Annotated in this window: 18 protein-coding genes and 3 pseudogenes; 6 read left to right on the top strand and 15 right to left on the bottom strand. The window is 70.0% G+C overall.

Going from position 1 to position 15,554, the window contains the following annotated elements; all coding sequences use genetic code 11:
* Positions 1-3: 3 nt before the first annotated feature.
* Positions 4-274 (bottom strand): annotated as a pseudogene (locus CRYAR_RS45720) (helix-turn-helix domain-containing protein); the annotation flags it as partial.
* Positions 275-332: 58 nt separating this feature from the next.
* On the opposite strand from CRYAR_RS45720, the gene CRYAR_RS48100 reads away from it, so the two are divergent.
* Positions 333-551: a hypothetical protein gene (locus CRYAR_RS48100; RefSeq protein WP_035851818.1), complete on the top strand. Its 219-nt coding sequence runs from the start codon at positions 333-335 to the stop codon at positions 549-551.
* Positions 552-726: 175 nt separating this feature from the next.
* Here CRYAR_RS48100 and CRYAR_RS16375 read toward each other — a convergent pair whose 3' ends face one another.
* The 5 genes from CRYAR_RS16375 to CRYAR_RS16355 form a co-directional block, all read right to left on the bottom strand.
* Positions 727-1,395: a response regulator gene (locus tag CRYAR_RS16375; RefSeq protein WP_035851817.1), complete on the bottom strand. Its 669-nt coding sequence runs from the start codon at positions 1,393-1,395 to the stop codon at positions 727-729.
* A 10-nt stretch (positions 1,396-1,405) separates the two neighbouring features.
* Positions 1,406-2,917: a sensor histidine kinase gene (locus CRYAR_RS16370; RefSeq protein ID WP_035851816.1), complete on the bottom strand. Its 1,512-nt coding sequence runs from the start codon at positions 2,915-2,917 to the stop codon at positions 1,406-1,408.
* Between the two features lie 14 nt (positions 2,918-2,931).
* A complete protein-coding gene (locus CRYAR_RS16365; RefSeq protein ID WP_157017767.1) occupies positions 2,932-3,189 on the bottom strand; it encodes a hypothetical protein in 258 nt (85 codons plus the stop codon).
* 267 nt (positions 3,190-3,456) lie between these two features.
* Positions 3,457-4,263, bottom strand: coding sequence for a Rossmann-fold NAD(P)-binding domain-containing protein (locus CRYAR_RS16360; RefSeq protein WP_035851814.1), 807 nt, complete (start codon positions 4,261-4,263; stop codon positions 3,457-3,459).
* Positions 4,260-4,664, bottom strand: coding sequence for a nuclear transport factor 2 family protein (locus tag CRYAR_RS16355; protein ID WP_035851811.1), 405 nt, complete (start codon positions 4,662-4,664; stop codon positions 4,260-4,262). Before CRYAR_RS16355 ends, CRYAR_RS16360 begins: the two co-directional genes overlap by 4 nt.
* Positions 4,665-4,754: 90 nt before the next feature.
* Here CRYAR_RS16355 and CRYAR_RS49630 point away from each other — a divergent pair, with 90 nt between their 5' ends.
* Positions 4,755-5,297, top strand: coding sequence for a TetR/AcrR family transcriptional regulator (locus CRYAR_RS49630; protein ID WP_035851808.1), 543 nt, complete (start codon positions 4,755-4,757; stop codon positions 5,295-5,297).
* Positions 5,298-5,454: 157 nt separating this feature from the next.
* Here CRYAR_RS49630 and CRYAR_RS16345 read toward each other — a convergent pair whose 3' ends face one another.
* A complete protein-coding gene (locus CRYAR_RS16345; protein WP_035851807.1) occupies positions 5,455-5,688 on the bottom strand; it encodes a hypothetical protein in 234 nt (77 codons plus the stop codon).
* Between the two features lie 57 nt (positions 5,689-5,745).
* Positions 5,746-5,946 (bottom strand): annotated as a pseudogene (locus tag CRYAR_RS51295) (DDE-type integrase/transposase/recombinase); the annotation flags it as partial.
* A gap of 238 nt (positions 5,947-6,184) precedes the next feature.
* Between CRYAR_RS51295 and CRYAR_RS43175 the strand changes: the two are divergent.
* From CRYAR_RS43175 to CRYAR_RS16325, 4 genes are all read left to right on the top strand, one after another.
* Positions 6,185-6,856, top strand: a complete 672-nt coding sequence (locus CRYAR_RS43175; RefSeq protein ID WP_051570362.1) for a TetR/AcrR family transcriptional regulator — start codon at positions 6,185-6,187, stop codon at positions 6,854-6,856.
* A 4-nt stretch (positions 6,857-6,860) separates the two neighbouring features.
* The gene (locus CRYAR_RS45710) at positions 6,861-7,658 is read left to right on the top strand and encodes a VOC family protein (protein ID WP_084700571.1); all 798 of its coding nucleotides are present in this window, start codon (positions 6,861-6,863) and stop codon (positions 7,656-7,658) included.
* Positions 7,659-8,094: 436 nt separating this feature from the next.
* On the top strand, positions 8,095-8,712 hold the full coding sequence (locus tag CRYAR_RS16330; RefSeq protein ID WP_051570359.1) for a response regulator transcription factor: 618 nt from the start codon (positions 8,095-8,097) through the stop codon (positions 8,710-8,712).
* A gap of 72 nt (positions 8,713-8,784) precedes the next feature.
* Entirely contained in the window at positions 8,785-9,075 is a 291-nt protein-coding gene (locus CRYAR_RS16325; protein ID WP_051570357.1) for an STAS domain-containing protein, read from the top strand.
* A gap of 104 nt (positions 9,076-9,179) precedes the next feature.
* Here CRYAR_RS16325 and CRYAR_RS50735 read toward each other — a convergent pair.
* From CRYAR_RS50735 to CRYAR_RS16295, 7 genes and pseudogenes are all read right to left on the bottom strand, one after another.
* Positions 9,180-9,653: pseudogene (locus tag CRYAR_RS50735) on the bottom strand (DUF1345 domain-containing protein); the annotation flags it as partial.
* A gap of 9 nt (positions 9,654-9,662) precedes the next feature.
* Positions 9,663-10,262 (bottom strand): MEDS domain-containing protein, encoded by a 600-nt coding sequence (locus CRYAR_RS16320; RefSeq protein WP_035851804.1) that lies wholly within the window; start codon positions 10,260-10,262, stop codon positions 9,663-9,665.
* 13 nt (positions 10,263-10,275) lie between these two features.
* The gene (locus CRYAR_RS16315) at positions 10,276-11,985 is read right to left on the bottom strand and encodes a PucR family transcriptional regulator (RefSeq protein ID WP_035851802.1); all 1,710 of its coding nucleotides are present in this window, start codon (positions 11,983-11,985) and stop codon (positions 10,276-10,278) included.
* A 175-nt stretch (positions 11,986-12,160) separates the two neighbouring features.
* Complete coding sequence (locus CRYAR_RS16310; protein ID WP_084700569.1) at positions 12,161-12,802, bottom strand: DUF2267 domain-containing protein; 642 nt, start codon at positions 12,800-12,802, stop codon at positions 12,161-12,163.
* A gap of 30 nt (positions 12,803-12,832) precedes the next feature.
* Positions 12,833-14,008: a zinc-dependent alcohol dehydrogenase gene (locus CRYAR_RS16305; protein ID WP_035851796.1), complete on the bottom strand. Its 1,176-nt coding sequence runs from the start codon at positions 14,006-14,008 to the stop codon at positions 12,833-12,835.
* Positions 14,005-14,547, bottom strand: a complete 543-nt coding sequence (locus tag CRYAR_RS16300; RefSeq protein WP_035863243.1) for an SRPBCC family protein — start codon at positions 14,545-14,547, stop codon at positions 14,005-14,007. Before CRYAR_RS16300 ends, CRYAR_RS16305 begins: the two co-directional genes overlap by 4 nt.
* A 185-nt stretch (positions 14,548-14,732) precedes the next feature.
* Positions 14,733-15,542, bottom strand: a complete 810-nt coding sequence (locus tag CRYAR_RS16295; RefSeq protein ID WP_211247484.1) for a SigB/SigF/SigG family RNA polymerase sigma factor — start codon at positions 15,540-15,542, stop codon at positions 14,733-14,735.
* Between the last annotated feature and the right edge of the window lie 12 nt (positions 15,543-15,554).

The raw sequence follows: 15,554 nt of genomic DNA, 5'->3' as shown, positions 1-15,554 counted from the left end.
CAAGTTGAGGTTGCCTGGCTGCGGGTCACCGACCTCGATGACCAGGCAGGCGTCGGCGTCCATGGCGACCTGCAGATTGGTGGGGCACCGGTAGTTCTTCCCGTACGCGGCGGGCGTGATCGCGGGTCGGCTCCAGCGTCCCGTCGACGAGCGCCACCTGATCGAGGCGTCGTTCGCGCGCCGGGGCCAGCGCGAGCAGCGACCCGAGGGTGTCCAGCACTCTGTGGACCGCCGAATGAGAGACCCCGAACAGTGGCCCGAGCTGCCGCATGGATCCACCGCAGCATACCCAGCGGAGCAGAAAGACCCGGGTCCGACCGTCGCGCTGGTACGTGCCCGTCGAGCTCGACCGCGGCGACTTCGTCGAAGCTCTCGGCGACGAAGCTGGCGAACTATCGGCTGAGTTCACCGAGGCGGTCGAGCGCCTTCGGTCAGCCTGTCTCGACCGCATCTGGCCCGGAGGCCACTCGGGTGGATTCAGTTGGAGCAGCGGTAGCCGATCGGTAACGCTGTTCGTGCCCTATGGGTTCGCCGATCAGGCCGGTTTCTGAACTCCTCGTGCGATGGGTGGCCGCTGGCGCGCCGCGGTCGATGACCTGATCAGCCGGAGCCCGGCCGAGCGCCTCCGCTCGGTCGTCACCGCCGCCCCCAGCCGTTCCGCTCGGCCGCGTGGAGGAGCGAGAACGCGTCGGGTCGGGCAATCATCTGTGCCCTAGGCGGCCGCGCTCAGGCGGGTGGTTCGTCGAGCAGGCCCGCACGCTGCGCCACCATGGCGGCCTTCACCCGGTTGTCGCAGTCGAGTTTCCCGTAGATCCGGTAGACGTGCGTCTTCACGGTCCCCTCGCTGACCTGGAGCCGACCGGCGATCTCGGCGTTGGACAGCCCTTGGCTCACCAGCACCAGGGTCTCCCGCTCACGCGGGCTCAGCGACTCGATCCGGGCCAGCTCAGACCGCGGCGCGGCGGACGTGGCGGGCAACTGGTTCAGCACCTGCCGGGTGACCTTGGGCGAGAGAAACGCCTCGCCGGCGGCGGCGGCCCGGATCGCCGGGGCCAACTCATCGACGGCGGAGTCCTTCAACAGGAATCCCGACGCCCCGGCGCCGAGCGCCTGCGCGACGTACTCGTCTTCCCCGAACGTCGTCAGCATGACGACGTCGACCCCGAGCGCGAGACGCCGGATCTCCCGCAGCGCAGCCAGGCCGTCGACGTTCGGCATCCGGATGTCCAGCAGGGCTACGTCGGGCCGGTGCCGCTGCACCAGGGTGACCGCCTCGCGTCCGTCGGCGGCCTGCGCGATCAGCTCGATCCCGGCCAGGGGACGCAGGATCGCGTCGATCGCGGCCCGCACCAGCCCGTCGTCGTCGGCGAGCAGTACCCGAATCGTTTCGTTCATCCGTCGTCTTTCACGCGGTGAAGGCCTGCTTGTCTACCAGCCGGCCACCGCGGTAGCAAAAGCGGTAGACCAGCCCGCCGCCGACCCGGACCTGCTCCACCAGGGAGGCCTGGTAGTCGACGCAGGCCGCGCCGCCGGACACACTGGGGTCGCCTGCCTTCTCGTTGGGCAGCACCGAGCGGACCTCGTCCTCCGGCTGGCCGACGCGCACCGCGTCGTACGTGCTGCGATCGACGCTCACCAGCGCCGTGGAGACCCACGCTCCGGCGACGCAGAACGCCAGCAGACCGCTGATGCCGGCCGCGGTGGCCGCGAGCACGAGCCGGGACCTCCGGCGTGACCGATGCATCACCTCGGTGAAGTCTCCCGGAGCGGGCGGCGGCGCGGCCCCGTCCGGCGTCGGATAGGGCAGCGTCGCCGCCAGCCGGAATCCACCGGCAGCGGTGGGGCCGTGGTGCAGCACCCCGTCGGCCACCCGGACGCGTTCGGCCAGGCCCAGAAGCCCCTGTTCGGACGTGGCGCCCACCAGGCTCCGGCCGGCCGAGTTGACCACGGTGGCGACGAGCGCGTCGGGTTCGTACCGCAGCGTCAGGACGATTTCGCTGCCGTGGGCGTGGCGCAGCGCGTTCGTCAGGCCTTCCTGGATCACCCGGTACGCGGCGTGCTCGGTCAGCGACGACAGCGGCCGGGCGGTGCCGACCTGCTCGAACCGGACCCGGGCACCGGACCCGCGCGCGTTCGCGGCCAACTCGTCCAGACCGGTCAGCGGGCGCACCGGGGGCTGATCGTCGTCCTGTCGGAGTATCCCGAGGATCTGGCGTAACTCGGTCATCGCCGCGGAGGAGGTCTCGCGCAGCAGGTTCGCCTGGTCGCGGGCCGTCGTCTCGGCGGGCGGGTCCGTGGATCGCGGCATGGCGGCGTAGAGCGAGATCAGCGTGAGCTTGTGCCCGAGCGAGTCGTGCAGGTCGCGGGCGATCCGCGCCCGTTCGCGAGCCTGCGCCCGCCGGGCGATCTCACGCTGCTCGCCGTGCAGCTGTTCGTTGCGGTGATGCATGGTGGCGACCAGAGCGCGCTGCCGCCGCACGAACCGGGCGATCCCGGCGGGGAGCAGCGCGGTCAGCAGGAACATGCCGGAGAGGAACACGCCGTCCACGACGTCGGGGTCTTCGCCCCACCACCAGCCGGACCCCACCCAGCAGGCCCAGGCCACCGTCAGCCCGGCCGCGAGGTGCCGCCAGGTACCGGCGCGGTACGCGAACGAGGCGCTCAGCACCGCGAGCAACAGCGTGCTCTCCCCGCCGGTGCCGAGGCCCAATACCGCGGCGGCCACGTACGCGGCGGTCGGACGGGTCAGCCGCAGCAGCCACAGGACGGGGGTCAGCAGGCCGAGCAACCACGGCGCGAGCGCGTGCGGCGGGTCGGCCACCGCCCAGAACGTGACCCCGCCCGTCAGGAGCAATGTCGACGCGACCTCGTAGGTCACGCGCCCGGCGTCCGCGGCCCGGAGCAGGTCCCGGTTCACGGCTCCTCACTTCGTCAGCGACGGTTGATGGCGATGCGTTGTACGGCGTCGTTGGCTTCCACCAGCGACAGGCCGGTCTCGTAGCGGTAGACCTTGACGGCCCCGATCGGGTCTCCCCGGTCGAGCGCCGCCAGCACCTCGGCGCGCACCGCCTCGAGGTCGACCGACCGACCCTCCCGGGCCAGCCGGGCGCGCCGGTTCAGGACGGCCGCGAGAACGATCATGCCGACGCCCGCAGCGCCGATCGCGAGGATAACCATGATTGTCGTCATGGGCAGAAGCATGCCGATCGGGACGGGTTTCCCGCTTCTGCGGAACGACTGAAATCCGCTCGGTGCCTCTACGACTTCGGTTGACGTCTTCGGACCCGGGCGGCACGCCACGCCGTCCCGGCCGGCTCAGCGCCGCTCAGCGCGACCGGGTGGCCGAGGCTGCGAGCGGCGTCGAACTCGCCGGCGAAGTGTTCGTCCACCCGGCGGGGGACGCAGCACGTCGGCGGGCAGTAACAGCGCCATGCCCGCATTCTGCGATTCCGGCGGCTACGAGTCGATCGAGAACCGCGCGAACGAGCGCGGCGGCCGCCCGGTGATCTCCTCGACCGTGCCGGTGGTGCGATCCTCGGCTCCGCGCGCAATCGCGGTGTCCATCCCGGCGAGCAGGTCGGCGAAAGCGGGCGGTATCCCGTCCTCCCGGAGGCGGCGGGACATTTCGGCCTCGGTGACGCGCCGGTGCCGTACCGCCCGGTCCGGCCGGGTGAGCTGCGCCGCGACGTCGTCGAAGCTCAGTGGCTCGGGGCCGGTGAGGATCAGGTCGCGCTGCGGGGCGGCCGGGCCCACGAGCACCCGCCGGGCGACCGCGGCGATGTCATCGGGGTCGATGAACGGCACACGACCGTCGCCGGTGGCGCTGACGATCTCCCCGTGCGACCGGATCGTGCGGGCGTGCAGGTGGTCGCCGGTGAAGTTGCTGGCGAACCACGTCGGCCGCAGGACCGCCCAGCCGGGCACGAAGTCGCGCAGCCGGGTACCGACCGTGCCGAGCCCCGGGCTGCCCATCGGGATCGCCGACGAGCCGAGCAGCGCGACGCGTTCCACGCCGGCCTTCTCGGCCGCGCCGAGGAACGGGAGGATGACCGGTTCGGGATCGACGACGCCCACCGGGGCCAGCAGATACACCGCGCCGACCCCGTGCAGCGACGGGGCGAACGTGTCCGGTTCGGACCAGTCGAAGTACACGTCGGTACCGGCGGACCGGCCGGCCCGGCGTACGTCGACGTGACGGTCGGTCAGTTGCCGCGCGAGCCGGCTGCCGGTGGTGCCGCGGGCGCCGAGGACGAGCACGGTCATGCGGTCGCCCGCTCGTCGCTGAGCAGGAGCGGGTTCCAGTAGTCGCGGTAGTGCTGGATGCGACCACCGCTGATCGTGAGGACGGCGATGTAGCGCGCGGTGTAGGGCTCGCCGGTGGCGACGACCAGGCCGCTCGCGGCGAACTCGCCGATGATCACGTCGGGATCGGTCGTCTGGTGCAGGTCCACGTCGTGGATGCGCTGGATGTTCACCAGGTCGGTGTAGCCGTCGAGGTAGGACTCGACCGCGCTCCGGCCCTCCAGCCGGGCCGGGCGCCCGGGCGGGGCGAACGGGAACTCCATGACCGCGTCATCGGCGTAGAGCGCGACGAACGACGCCATGTCGTGCGCGAGGAGATGGTCGAGCGCCTGCCGGACGACGGCGGACGGGCTGTCGGACATGATCCTCCGAAGATCGGTGCGATACCGTACGGACTGTCGGTCCGCTTTCACCGTAGCGGACTGGCGGTCCGTTTCGCCAGGAGGTCATCAGTGCGGGCCGACAAGACACGCAACCAGGACTCCGTCCTCGCCGCCGCCGAGCGCCTGTTCGACACCGCCGACGACCCCGACGCGGTCTCGATGGACGCCATCGCGGCCGCCGCCGGCGTGGGCAAAGGCACGCTGTTCCGCGGCTTCGGCGACCGGCTCGGCCTGGTGCGTGCGCTGTACGTCAAGCGGATCACCGAAGAGCTCGACACCCTGCCGACCGGCCGCGGGCTCGATCCCTCCGACGAGGCGGTCGAGCTGCTGACCAGGATGTGGCGGTTCAAGGTGCGCAACCGCGGCCTGGCCCTGGCCCTGGAACGCGCCGGGCGAGGCAGCCCGTACCGCAACGAGAGCTACGAGCGCTTCCACGCGGAGATCACCCGACTGCTGGTCGCCGCCGGGATGGGCCCGGCCGACTTCCTGGCCCACGCGCTGATCGCCGCGGTGCGAGCCGACCTGGTGGAACACCTGCGTGATCAGCCCGAGGCCGACACCGAGGCGGGCCTACGAGCCCTGGTACACGCCGTCTTCGCAGGCACCCCATAACCCCGGTTCGCCGCACTCGTCGTCGCGCAGCGACGTTCTCGCTGCGCGACGACGTTCCCGGCCGACCGATCTATTGCTGACCTCGTCCTGGACCGGAGGGGTGGGCGGCGGACCGGCCGTCGACTGTCGTCGGGCGAGCCGGGCCGGACCGAGCGGTCTACGTCCGCGAGAACCAGCGCGCACCGAGCGCCATCCCCGCCGGCGACGACCCGACTTGGGCCAGCACCGGACGCCCCGGGGGTGAGCGGGGGATCGGGGCGTCGGGTTCCCAGGCCTCCCATAGCCGGGTGACGACCTCCTCGAACTCGCCGCCGCGCTCGTACCGATCCGCGTGTGCGGGCAGTTGCGCGGACCGGTAGTTCGCCGCGGCGCCGGCGATCGCCGCCGTCACGGGCGCTGTTGCGTTGAGCGAGGACGGACGTGTTGAGGTCCGACCTTGTTCGGTCAGACGGCCTGGGCGAGCTCGTAGTGTCCGCGTCGGATGTTTGCACGAAGGCGTGTTGTTCTCCTACCGGGCATCGAGGTGGTGGACCTCGGGTAGGAGTTCGTCCAGGACCCGCGGGTAGACCGCGGCCCGGTCGGTGGTCACCTGCGCCGGTCGGCCCTGCCGCAGGGCCCGGGTGAAGAACCGGCGCGCGGCGGCCAGATCGGATCATCTCGGGGAGCGAACCGGAACCCGGCCAACGCACAAGCAGGGACCGGGAGACGAGGGGTAAAGCGGCTGCGCATGTTCAATCGTCCCTGACGACACGGGAATCGCCCCACGCAACAGACTGGTTCCAGGTCAGCGCTACCCGATCGACCGAGCCGGTCAACGCGCGTCACGAACACGTCCGCTGGCCCGTCGTGAGGTTGACTATGGTGATGCCATAGTCAACCATGGCGGCATGCCTTACCGGTCGAGCATCCGCGAGGAACGGGCACGGCACACCCGCCGCGAGGTCCTAGCGGCGGCCCGGGTGTCGTTCATCGACCGCGGCTATGCCGGGACGACCATGCGGATGATCGCGGCCGGGGCCGGGGTCTCGGTCCCCACGGTGGAGCTGCTGTTCGGCACCAAGGCCGCGGTGCTGAAGGCCACGATCGACGTGGCCATCGCGGGCGACGACGAGCAGATCCCGGTGCTCGACCGCGAGTGGAGCGTCCGCGCGCGGGCCGCCGGCGACGTGCCAGGCCTACTCACAGTGGTAGTGGGCGTCCTCGGCGCCGCTCAGGAACGGTCGGCCGGGCTCGTGCTGGCCGCGCTCGAGGCGTCGATTACGGACCGGGATCTCGGCGTCGTGAGCGAGCAACTGGTCGCGCAGCGCGCGGTCACGGCGGGGTGGATCGCCGATCAGGTCGCTGCGCGCAGTCCGCTCCGGACCGGACTCACCCGCGCGGATGCCGTGGACACCGTGTGGCTGCTGATGGACCCGGCGGTGTTCGTCCGGCTCACCCGGCACCGCGACTGGAGCATGCCCCGGTACCAGGACTGGATGGCCCGATCCCTCCGCACCCTGCTCGTTCCCGACGACCTCCCGACGGAACCCCCGACCACGTCCATGCCACGCGAAGGCTGACGCCATGATCCCGCAGCACCCCGCGCACGGCTCGATCGGCTATCTCCAGCTCCCGACGCAGGACCTCGCCCGGTCCGCCGAGTTCTACCAGGCGGTGTTCGGCTGGCGCGCCGACCTTGAGTTCGGCAGCTTCGAGGCGCCCGGCGTCATCGGCCAATGGACCACCGGCCGTGAGGCGGCGACGGGCGGCGGCCCGCTCCTGTGGATCACCGTCGACCGCCTTTCACCGGCGCTGACCGCCGTCACCGAGCACGGAGGCTCCGTCCGCACCCGGCCGGTCCTGGACCACAGGAAGCGCTGGCTGGCCGAGGTCGAGGATCCAGCGGGCAACCACCTGGGCGTGGTCGCGACCGCGCGCACGGCCACCGCGCAGACCCTCCTCGCCGTCCGCGACGTGGAGGCCTCCAGCCGCTGGTACCAGGACATCCTCGGTCTGGTCAGCGACCACGGTGGACCCTCCTACGAGCGGCTGACCGCCGACGGCGAACTCGTGCTCCAGCTCCACCACGTCGACGTCGACCACGATCACGGGTCGGTGATCGCCGATCCCGCCGGCCCGGTCGGCAACGGCGTGCTGGTCTGGCTCGGGGAAGTCGCCGACTTCGACGGTGTGCTCGCCCGCGTGACCGAGTATCAGGCCACCGTGGTGCGGGCGCCACACCGCAATCCGCCTGCGGGCGGTGGCAATGGACCGGCCCACCGGGAGATCTGGCTCCGCGACCCCGACGGGTACTCCGTGGTGGTGGCCAGTGCGGACGGCGAGGCCTGGCAACTCGGCGAGGAACGCGCCGACCTCCCGTAGCTCGGGGACGTGTCGGGTCCGCCCCGGAGTGACGGCGCTGACGACCTTGGGGCCGTCGTCAACAGATTCCTCCGCCGTGGACCATCGAGAACGCCGCCTCGCTCCCCCGGCGGCCCGACCCGGCGCCCGGCCGGGCGAGCCTCGATTCGCCAGGCCGACAAACGGAGAGGCTTTCGACCTGCCGTGCCCACGCGGCCTCTCGCCACCGCTGTGATCGTGTGCTGTGTGTCCCACTAGGCCGACACATCACGAAGGAGCGTGTAGCGATGAAATTGTTTACGTACAACCCATTTTGGTACAGCGAACCGTTCGCCGAACAATCCCCGGATCGCCGAGCGCCTCGCGCGATACCGATGGAGGCCGATCGCGACGTTCCGGTGCCCGAGCGAGCAAGCCCAGCCCGATCCCGATCGCCCGGGCCGGCGGGCTCAATCCGATGACCGGTGCGATGCACGACCCCGGCGACACGTTCGGCCGCCTGGCCCGTGTCCTCTCCGAGCCACATGCCGCCGTGGCAGTCGATGCCTTCGGGAGGGTCTCATCGCTGTCCGGGATCCCCGGCCATCCCTTGCTCGGCGCCGAATCTCCCGTGGTGAAGCTCGCGGTGTCCCAACTGGTCAGCGATCAGCCTCATACGGCGTTCCTCTGGCCCTGGCGGTCCGCGCCGACGCACGCGGGACCGGTCCAGGACAACTACGTACGGATCACGGGCCTCGCGTGCGACGCCTCGCCGCCGACCCGACCCGCGGGCCTGATCCTGCTCCAGCCGATAAGGGATACGCACGGCCTGACGCCGCGCGAGCTCCAGATTCTCGGTCTGTTGGTGGACGGAGGCGCAAACCAGCACATCGCGTCGGTCCTGTTCATCACCGCCCGCACGGTCGCGGCCCACCTGGAGCACATTCGCTCGAAGATTCGCGCCCCGACGCGGACGGCGGCAGCCTTGTACGCCGTCCGGCACGGCCTGTATCTGCCGGCTCAGCTCGTCGATCGGCGCGGACGTACATCACGGCCATGGGCAGGACCGCCGATAGAGCGCGCCTGGAGCTGCTGATCCTCCGGAGAGCACGGAACCGTGAACGACACTCCACCTACCCGATCCTGTCCACCGCTGCTCATCCGAGTAATGCGGACCGGTAGCGGCCACCGCCTCAGCCTTCTCGGCGAATTGGACCAGGAGGGCGCGCTCGTGCTGCGGCGCCGCGTCGAGCACCTGGAGACGTCCACCGGTGGCCGGGCCGTCCTCGACTGCGGCTGCCTGTGGTTCATCGACGCTCGTGGGCTGAACGCTCTGCTGTACGCGCGGGCGTTCCTCGGCGACTCCGGAGTCTCGCTGGAACTCGTGGAGCCCACACCGATGCTGCGGCGCGTACTGGCCGCGACCGAGCTGACCGACGCCCTGCCGGTGGTCTCGTGACGATGCCCGAAGACACCGGCAACACGGACGACGGGAGCGGGTGATCGCCGAAGGCCTCGGCTCTGGCCGAGGTTCGTCACCAGGTTGATCGCGACCGCGAGCACGCCGGTCCCGAACGCGTAGGAGAGCAGCGCGTGGGCCAGCACCACCTTCCGGATGGCGCTGGTGTTCGGCTCGTTGTCGGCCATCGAGAACGCCATGCCGATGGTGAACGCCAGGTAGGCGAAGTCGCTGTAGGTCGGCGGATCGGACCGGTTGAACGTGATGCCGCCGTCGCTGTCCAGGTCGTAGAGCCGGGCGTATTTCAGCGCGAACACCGTGTTGACCAGCGCCCAGGACTGCACTACCGCGAGCGCGCTCAGGATCACCGCCGCGACGGCCCGCGCATCCTGCTGACCGGACGAGCGCACGAGCGCCCAGACCACGGCCGCGAGGCTGGCCACCGCGGCCAGTAGTACCCAGGTGTCGGTGGAGCGGGTACGGGCTTCGGCCTCGGCGAGGCGCTTGGTGCCCGGTTGATCCCGCGGCCAGCTCGTCCGCCAGACCCAGACCAGGCTCGTTGTGGCAGCCGCGTCGATGCGGAGCGGTCAGTGCCGGACGCCGTTCTCCGCCGACCTCAGGTAGTAGGGGTTCTCGACCAGCGTGCCGGCCATCCAGACTTTGGGGTGGGCCTTGACCATCGGAATGATCAGATCACCGCCGAACAGCTCGAGGTCGTAGAGGCAGAGCACGACCAGGGGGTATTCACGCAGCCAGCTGGTGACCGCGATCTCTTCGCCGATCAGCTCCGGCAGCAGCGTCGGCGACATCAGCTGACTCGCCCAGCTCATGTCGCCGGCGGTCCGGCCGAACGGCGCTGCACCCGAGACCAGAGTGCGCCCGACCCAGTCGTCGAGACGGACGAACAGGTCGTCCGGGGAGTACCGGCCGTTCCGCAGGTGACCGTTCTCCGGCTCGGTCACCTGCAGGTTGTCGTGCTCGCCCAGCAGCGCCGGTATCGTCTCCTTCCCGCCGTCCCGGCCGAGGAAGAGCACCGCGTCGCCGGCCCCCAACCCCTCGGCGAAGAACGGGACGAGCAGCTGGTCGCGCTCCTCCTGGCCGCGATGGAAAACGCAGAGGTGGTCACCGGCGCCCAGCGTCGCACCGCCGAGCGTCACGGTCGTGGTCTTCTCCGGCTCGAGGTTCACCGAGCGTCTCCGTTCACTCCGGCCGCCTGAGCACTTGCCATGCCCGCGTAGCCACGTGCAGGTTCAACCGGTCGTCGACATCGGTGAGGTCGTGCCCGCAGATATTACGGATCCGACCCAGCCGGTAACGCAAAGTACTGCGATGGATGAGAAGCGCGGCGGCGGTCTCGTCGTAATTGCCGCCGCACTCCAGGTACTGGGACAGCGTGTGGACGAGATCTGCGCTTTTGCGCTGATCGTAGGTGAGCAGCTCGCCCAGCCATTCCTGGACGAACGCTTGGACCTCACCGGTCCCGGCACCGGTGTCCAGGATGCGGTAGAGCCCGAGCTGGTCGTAGGAGGTCGTACCGTCCGGAGATCGGGAGCCGCGCCGGACGTCGGCCGCGCGCACCGCTTCGGCATAGGAACGAGGAACGTCGGTGGGCCCACGACAGCGGCCGCCGACCCCGACCGCTCCGGCCGTCCCGCCGAGCTTGTCGGCCAGAGCCCGATGCAGGCTGACGCCGACCAGCGGCCCGGGCGCGAGCAGCACCACGCTGCCCGCCCGCCGGGAGATCAGGCTCGGCAGCTGCAGCGCGGCCGCAGCAGCAGCCGCGGCTGCCGCGACCGCGTCATCGGTCTGCGTCCGGCTCCACTTCACGACGACGACCTGGTGCGTACCGCGCAGGTCGTGGCCGAGCGCGTCGGCCCGGGCGTACGCGCTGTGCTCGTCGGTGCCCGCGATCAGATCGTCGACCAGGTCGCGGCGTAGCCGCAGTTCGGCCTGGGCGAGGCTGCGCTGGTGGGACAGCTCCAGGGCCAGGACCGTGGTGGCGTATTCCAGCGCGAACACCTCGTGAGCGCCGGCGGTGTGCCGGGGATCGACGAGCGCGATCACTCCGAGCACCTCCTGCCGGGGCTTGGCCAGCGAGATCACGCGGGTCTGCACGCGGATCGGATGCGGCACCGCGGCCGCCTGCCGCAGAAGCGCCTCCCGACGATGCGGAACCACCTTGGTATAGGGGTCGGGCCGGTCGGGGCCCGCCCAGGCCAGCAGATTGCCGAACCGGTCTTCCACCGCCGCCGACAGGCCGGTCAACTCGTGCAGGGCGAGCGCGATTCCGGCCTCTCCCGCGCCCGACGCGGAGACCTCGCCGAGCCGTTCGTGCACCCTGGTCTGGGCTTCCAGCCGCGCGACGGACTCCGAGAGCCGGCCGTTGAGCGCCTGCAGCTCGGTGTTGAGGGTCAGCAACGCCGTGGCGTGCTCGCGTTCCCGCTGATGCAGCCGGGCGCTGGCCAACGCGCCGGACGTCTGCTGGGCGAGTGCCTTGATGAGGAAGAACTCCTCGGAGGACGGTTCCGACCTGGAGCAGACGACGAGGTAGCCGAGCAACTCTGCCGGACTACCCAGCGCCATCGCCCACCGCCACCGACCGTCCTTGGTCGGGACGGGCCCGCTCTGGCCGTCCAGGCTCAGCAGAGCAGTCACCAGGTCCGGATCCGGCGTGTCGCCGTGCGCGGGGATCAGCGCCCGATCGACTCGCAGGTACACCGTGTCGGCGATGCACTCGCACAGCGCGGGCAGGGAGGTGGTCGCCAGGCGGAGAATGTCATCGGGGTCGCGCCCGTCGAACATCATCATCGACACGACGAACAAGCCGTAGAGATTCGACAGCTGCTCCCGCCACCAGTTGTCCGGGTGTTCCGAATCGCCGACTTTCGTGTTCGGAGTGTCGGGCGGCATCGTTACCCCGTCCCCTCTGGCTCAAATCAAAACACTCACCTGACCGGATTGTTCGGACCGAAACCAACACCCGTGAGTCTGCTCCACCGAGCCGAGATCCGGGGGGCAGCGAAGATCCCCTCAAATGCCGGTCGGCCCGTCCCCTACCGGGGACGGGCCGACCGAACGCCGCGCTTCACGGTGCTGACAGCACGAGCTCCTCGATCCCGGCGGGCACGCTCAGCGCCCGCAGAACGTCCGGGTCTTCGTCATTGATCGCGGCGAATACCGCCTGCACGCGGCGCTGGGCGTGCTCGGGTGCGCAGCCGGCGAGAAGTGCGACCGTGCGCACGAAGTCCGCCTCCCCGGCCGGTGGTGACGGCGCCGGGAAACGCGGCCCGACGGTCAGTTCCGCCGGCAACGCCGCCACCAGCCGCCGCCGGTCGTCCGCGTCGAGTGTCCCCGCCAACACGGCGATCGTCGCGCGGGCAGCGGATTTACCGTCGTCGAACTCCACGCCGGCCCGGGCCGCGGCTGCGCTGACCACCTCGCGGTAGCGCAGGCGCAACGAACCTTCGTCCGGCGTGGCGCGATCGCCGGGTTCGTCCGCGGGGGTCGGCTCCGTGTCCCCGTGCGGCCGGTGCGCGACCGGAGCGTCCGGCCCCGGCTTGTGCGCACCGGCCGGCGGCGGACCGTCCCTCCGACCTCTACGGGTGTGCTCGCGCTGCTTGGAAGAGCCCAGCGTCACCCCGCTCGCGCTGGGACTCTTGTCCTCGTCGCGTGCGTCGCGGGCGAGTGCCCGGCGCTTCCGGTTGTCGCCTTCCATTTCCTTGGCCATAGTTGCTCTCCCGCGCGCCGGATTCCGTGCTCAGGGTTTGAGGACGACCTTCTCGCAGTCGTCCTGCTTGTTCTTGAACATCTCGAAGCCGCGTTCCGCCTCGTCGAGCGGAATGGTGTGGGTGATGATCCGCGTCGGATCGATCTCCCCGCGTTCGATGCGCTGCAGCAACGGCTTCATGTAGCGCTGCACGTGGCACTGCCCCGTCCGCAGGGTCAGGGATCGGTTCATCCACGCGCCGGCCGGGAACTTGTCGAGGAGACCGCCGTACACGCCGATCACCGAGACCACACCGCCGCTGCGGCAGGACATGATCGCCTGACGCAGTGCGTGCGGGCGGTCGGTTTCCGACCGTACGGCCTGCTTGACCCGGTCGTACGCAGCGACGTGCGCACTGCCGTGGGTGGCCTCCAAACCGACCGCCTCGATGCACTTGTCCGGTCCTCGCCCTCCGGTCAGCTCCAGCAGCCGGGACCGGACGTCGACCTCGTCGAAGTTCACCGGGATGTGGCCCGCGCGTTCGGCCATCTGCAACCGGTACGGCTCCTTGTCGATGGCGATGACCTTCGCGGCGCCGAGCACCCGGGCGCTGTCCATGGCGAACTGGCCGACCGGACCGGCACCCCACACCGCCACCACGTCGCTGGGCTGGATGTCGCACATCTCGGCGCCCATGTAGCCGGTGGGCAGGATGTCGGAGAGGAACAGCACCTGCTCGTCGGACAGATCGGACTCGATCTTCAACGGACCGACGTCGGCGAACGGCACCCGCGCGTACTGCGCCTGACCACCCGCGAAGCCGCCGGTCAGATGCGAGTAGCCGAAGATCCCGGCGACCGGATGTCCGAACATCTTCTCCGCGATGCCGGCGTTGGGGTTGGTGTTCTCGCAGCAGGAATACAGCTCGGCGGCGCAGGCGGAGCATGCGCCGCAGGCGATCGGGAACGGCACGACGACCCGGTCCCCGACGCGCAGGCGATCGGCCCGGACGCCCGAGCCGACCTCGATCACCTCACCCATGAACTCGTGCCCCAGGACGTCGCCGTCCTGCATGGTGGGCACATACCCGTCGACCAGGTGCAGGTCCGAGCCGCAGATCGCGGTGGACGTGATCCGCACGATCGCGTCGCGCTTGTTCAGGATTCTCGGGTCCGGTACGTCGCGAACCTCGACCTTGTTGCGGCCCGCCCAGGTGTTCGCCCTCATGACTCCGGCCCCTTCTCGAGCTCGGCGTCCGACAGCGGTTGCGCCGGACGCTGCGGGAACTCCTTGCGGGCCTGCTTGCCCCAGGGCGAACCGTCGGACCGGACCACCTCGCCGGTCTCCAGCACCTGCTTGAGCCGACGCAGGTCATCATCGAGCTGCTGGTGCGGTTCCTCGCCGAAATACTTGGCGACCGCCTTACCGACCGTCCCACCGGGAATGTCATAGGAAAGGGCGACGTGCACCTCGGTACTCACCCCGTCCGGCGCGAGCACGAACGCGACCGTGCCGGCATTCGGCACGTCGGCATCCCCGGTCGACCGCCACACGATGATCTCGGCGACCGTCTCGTCGGTGATTTCGGCGTCCCATTCGACGTTCGTGCCGAACGGCGCAGCAGCGGACCAGTGACTCGTACGGTCGCCCGTTGTGCGGACCAGTTCGAGATGCGCCATGAACGCCGGAAGGTTCTCGAAATCGCGCCAGTACGCATACACCTCCGGCACGGGCTTGCGGATGGTTGTCGTGGCTGTCAGTTCCATCGATCCTCCTTCGCGTGCGCTCCGTGCCGACGGCACGGAGCCGATCTCCGTCACCCGGAACGTCGGTTCGCATTCACGCCGCTGATCCGGCGCGCCGCGCATGAGGCGGACTACCCTCGCGAAACTGGCTAAACCCGCATACGTTACGTAGTTGCCGTCGACAGCCCGCCTGGCCGCACCCTCGATCAGGGCTCCGCCAGCAACTGTGTGCGCAGTCGATCCAGGACCGCAGCCAGCAGGCGCGACACGTGCATCTGGGAAACCCCGATCACTCGCGCGATCTGAATCTGTGTCATGTCCTCGCAGAAACGGAGTCTCAGAATCAGTTTTTCGCGGGCGGGCAGCGCGGCCAGCAGATCGATCAGCGCTTCATGGTTGTCGACCGCCTCGAATCGACGATCGTCACCACCCAGCGACTCCGCCAGGGTAGGCGCCTCGGCGCTCGCCGCAGCGGGAACGTCGAGTGATTTGGCGGTGTAGGCAGCGCCGGCCTGCAGGCCTTCGATGACGTCCTCGCGCGGTACCTCCATGTGGGCCGCCAGCTCGCCGGCGGTGGGGGCCCGCCCGGTGCGTTGGGACAGCTCGACGATGCCGGCATTGATCCGCAGGTTCAGCTCCTGCAGCCTTCGCGGAAGGCGGACGTCCCAGGCGGTGTCGCGGAAAAACCGCCGGAGGTCGCCGGTGATCGTAGGAATGGCGAACGGCAGAAAGCCGACGCCTCGGTCGGGGTCAAATCGGTCGACGGCTTTGATCAGGCCGACCCGGGCGACCTGCAGCAGATCTTCGGTTTGTTGACCGCGGCGGCAATAGCGGTAGGCCAGGTTCCGTGCCAGCGGAAGGTGGAGAAGGGCGATCTCGTTCCTGAGCTGCCGACGGACCGGATCAGCCCGATCCAGCGCCGCCAGGCGCCGGAACAACGGTTCGACCATCGGGTAGTTCGAATAGTCCATGACGGCATCGGACTCGACCGATACCGTCATTGCGCCGCTGGTCACGGCGAACTCCTC

Origin of the sequence: Cryptosporangium arvum DSM 44712 (assembly GCF_000585375.1) — a bacterium.
Classification (GTDB): Bacteria; Actinomycetota; Actinomycetes; order Mycobacteriales; family Cryptosporangiaceae; genus Cryptosporangium; species Cryptosporangium arvum.
The sequence above is the reverse complement of the archived record's forward strand: the minus strand, read 5'-3'. Positions and strand labels throughout refer to the sequence as shown.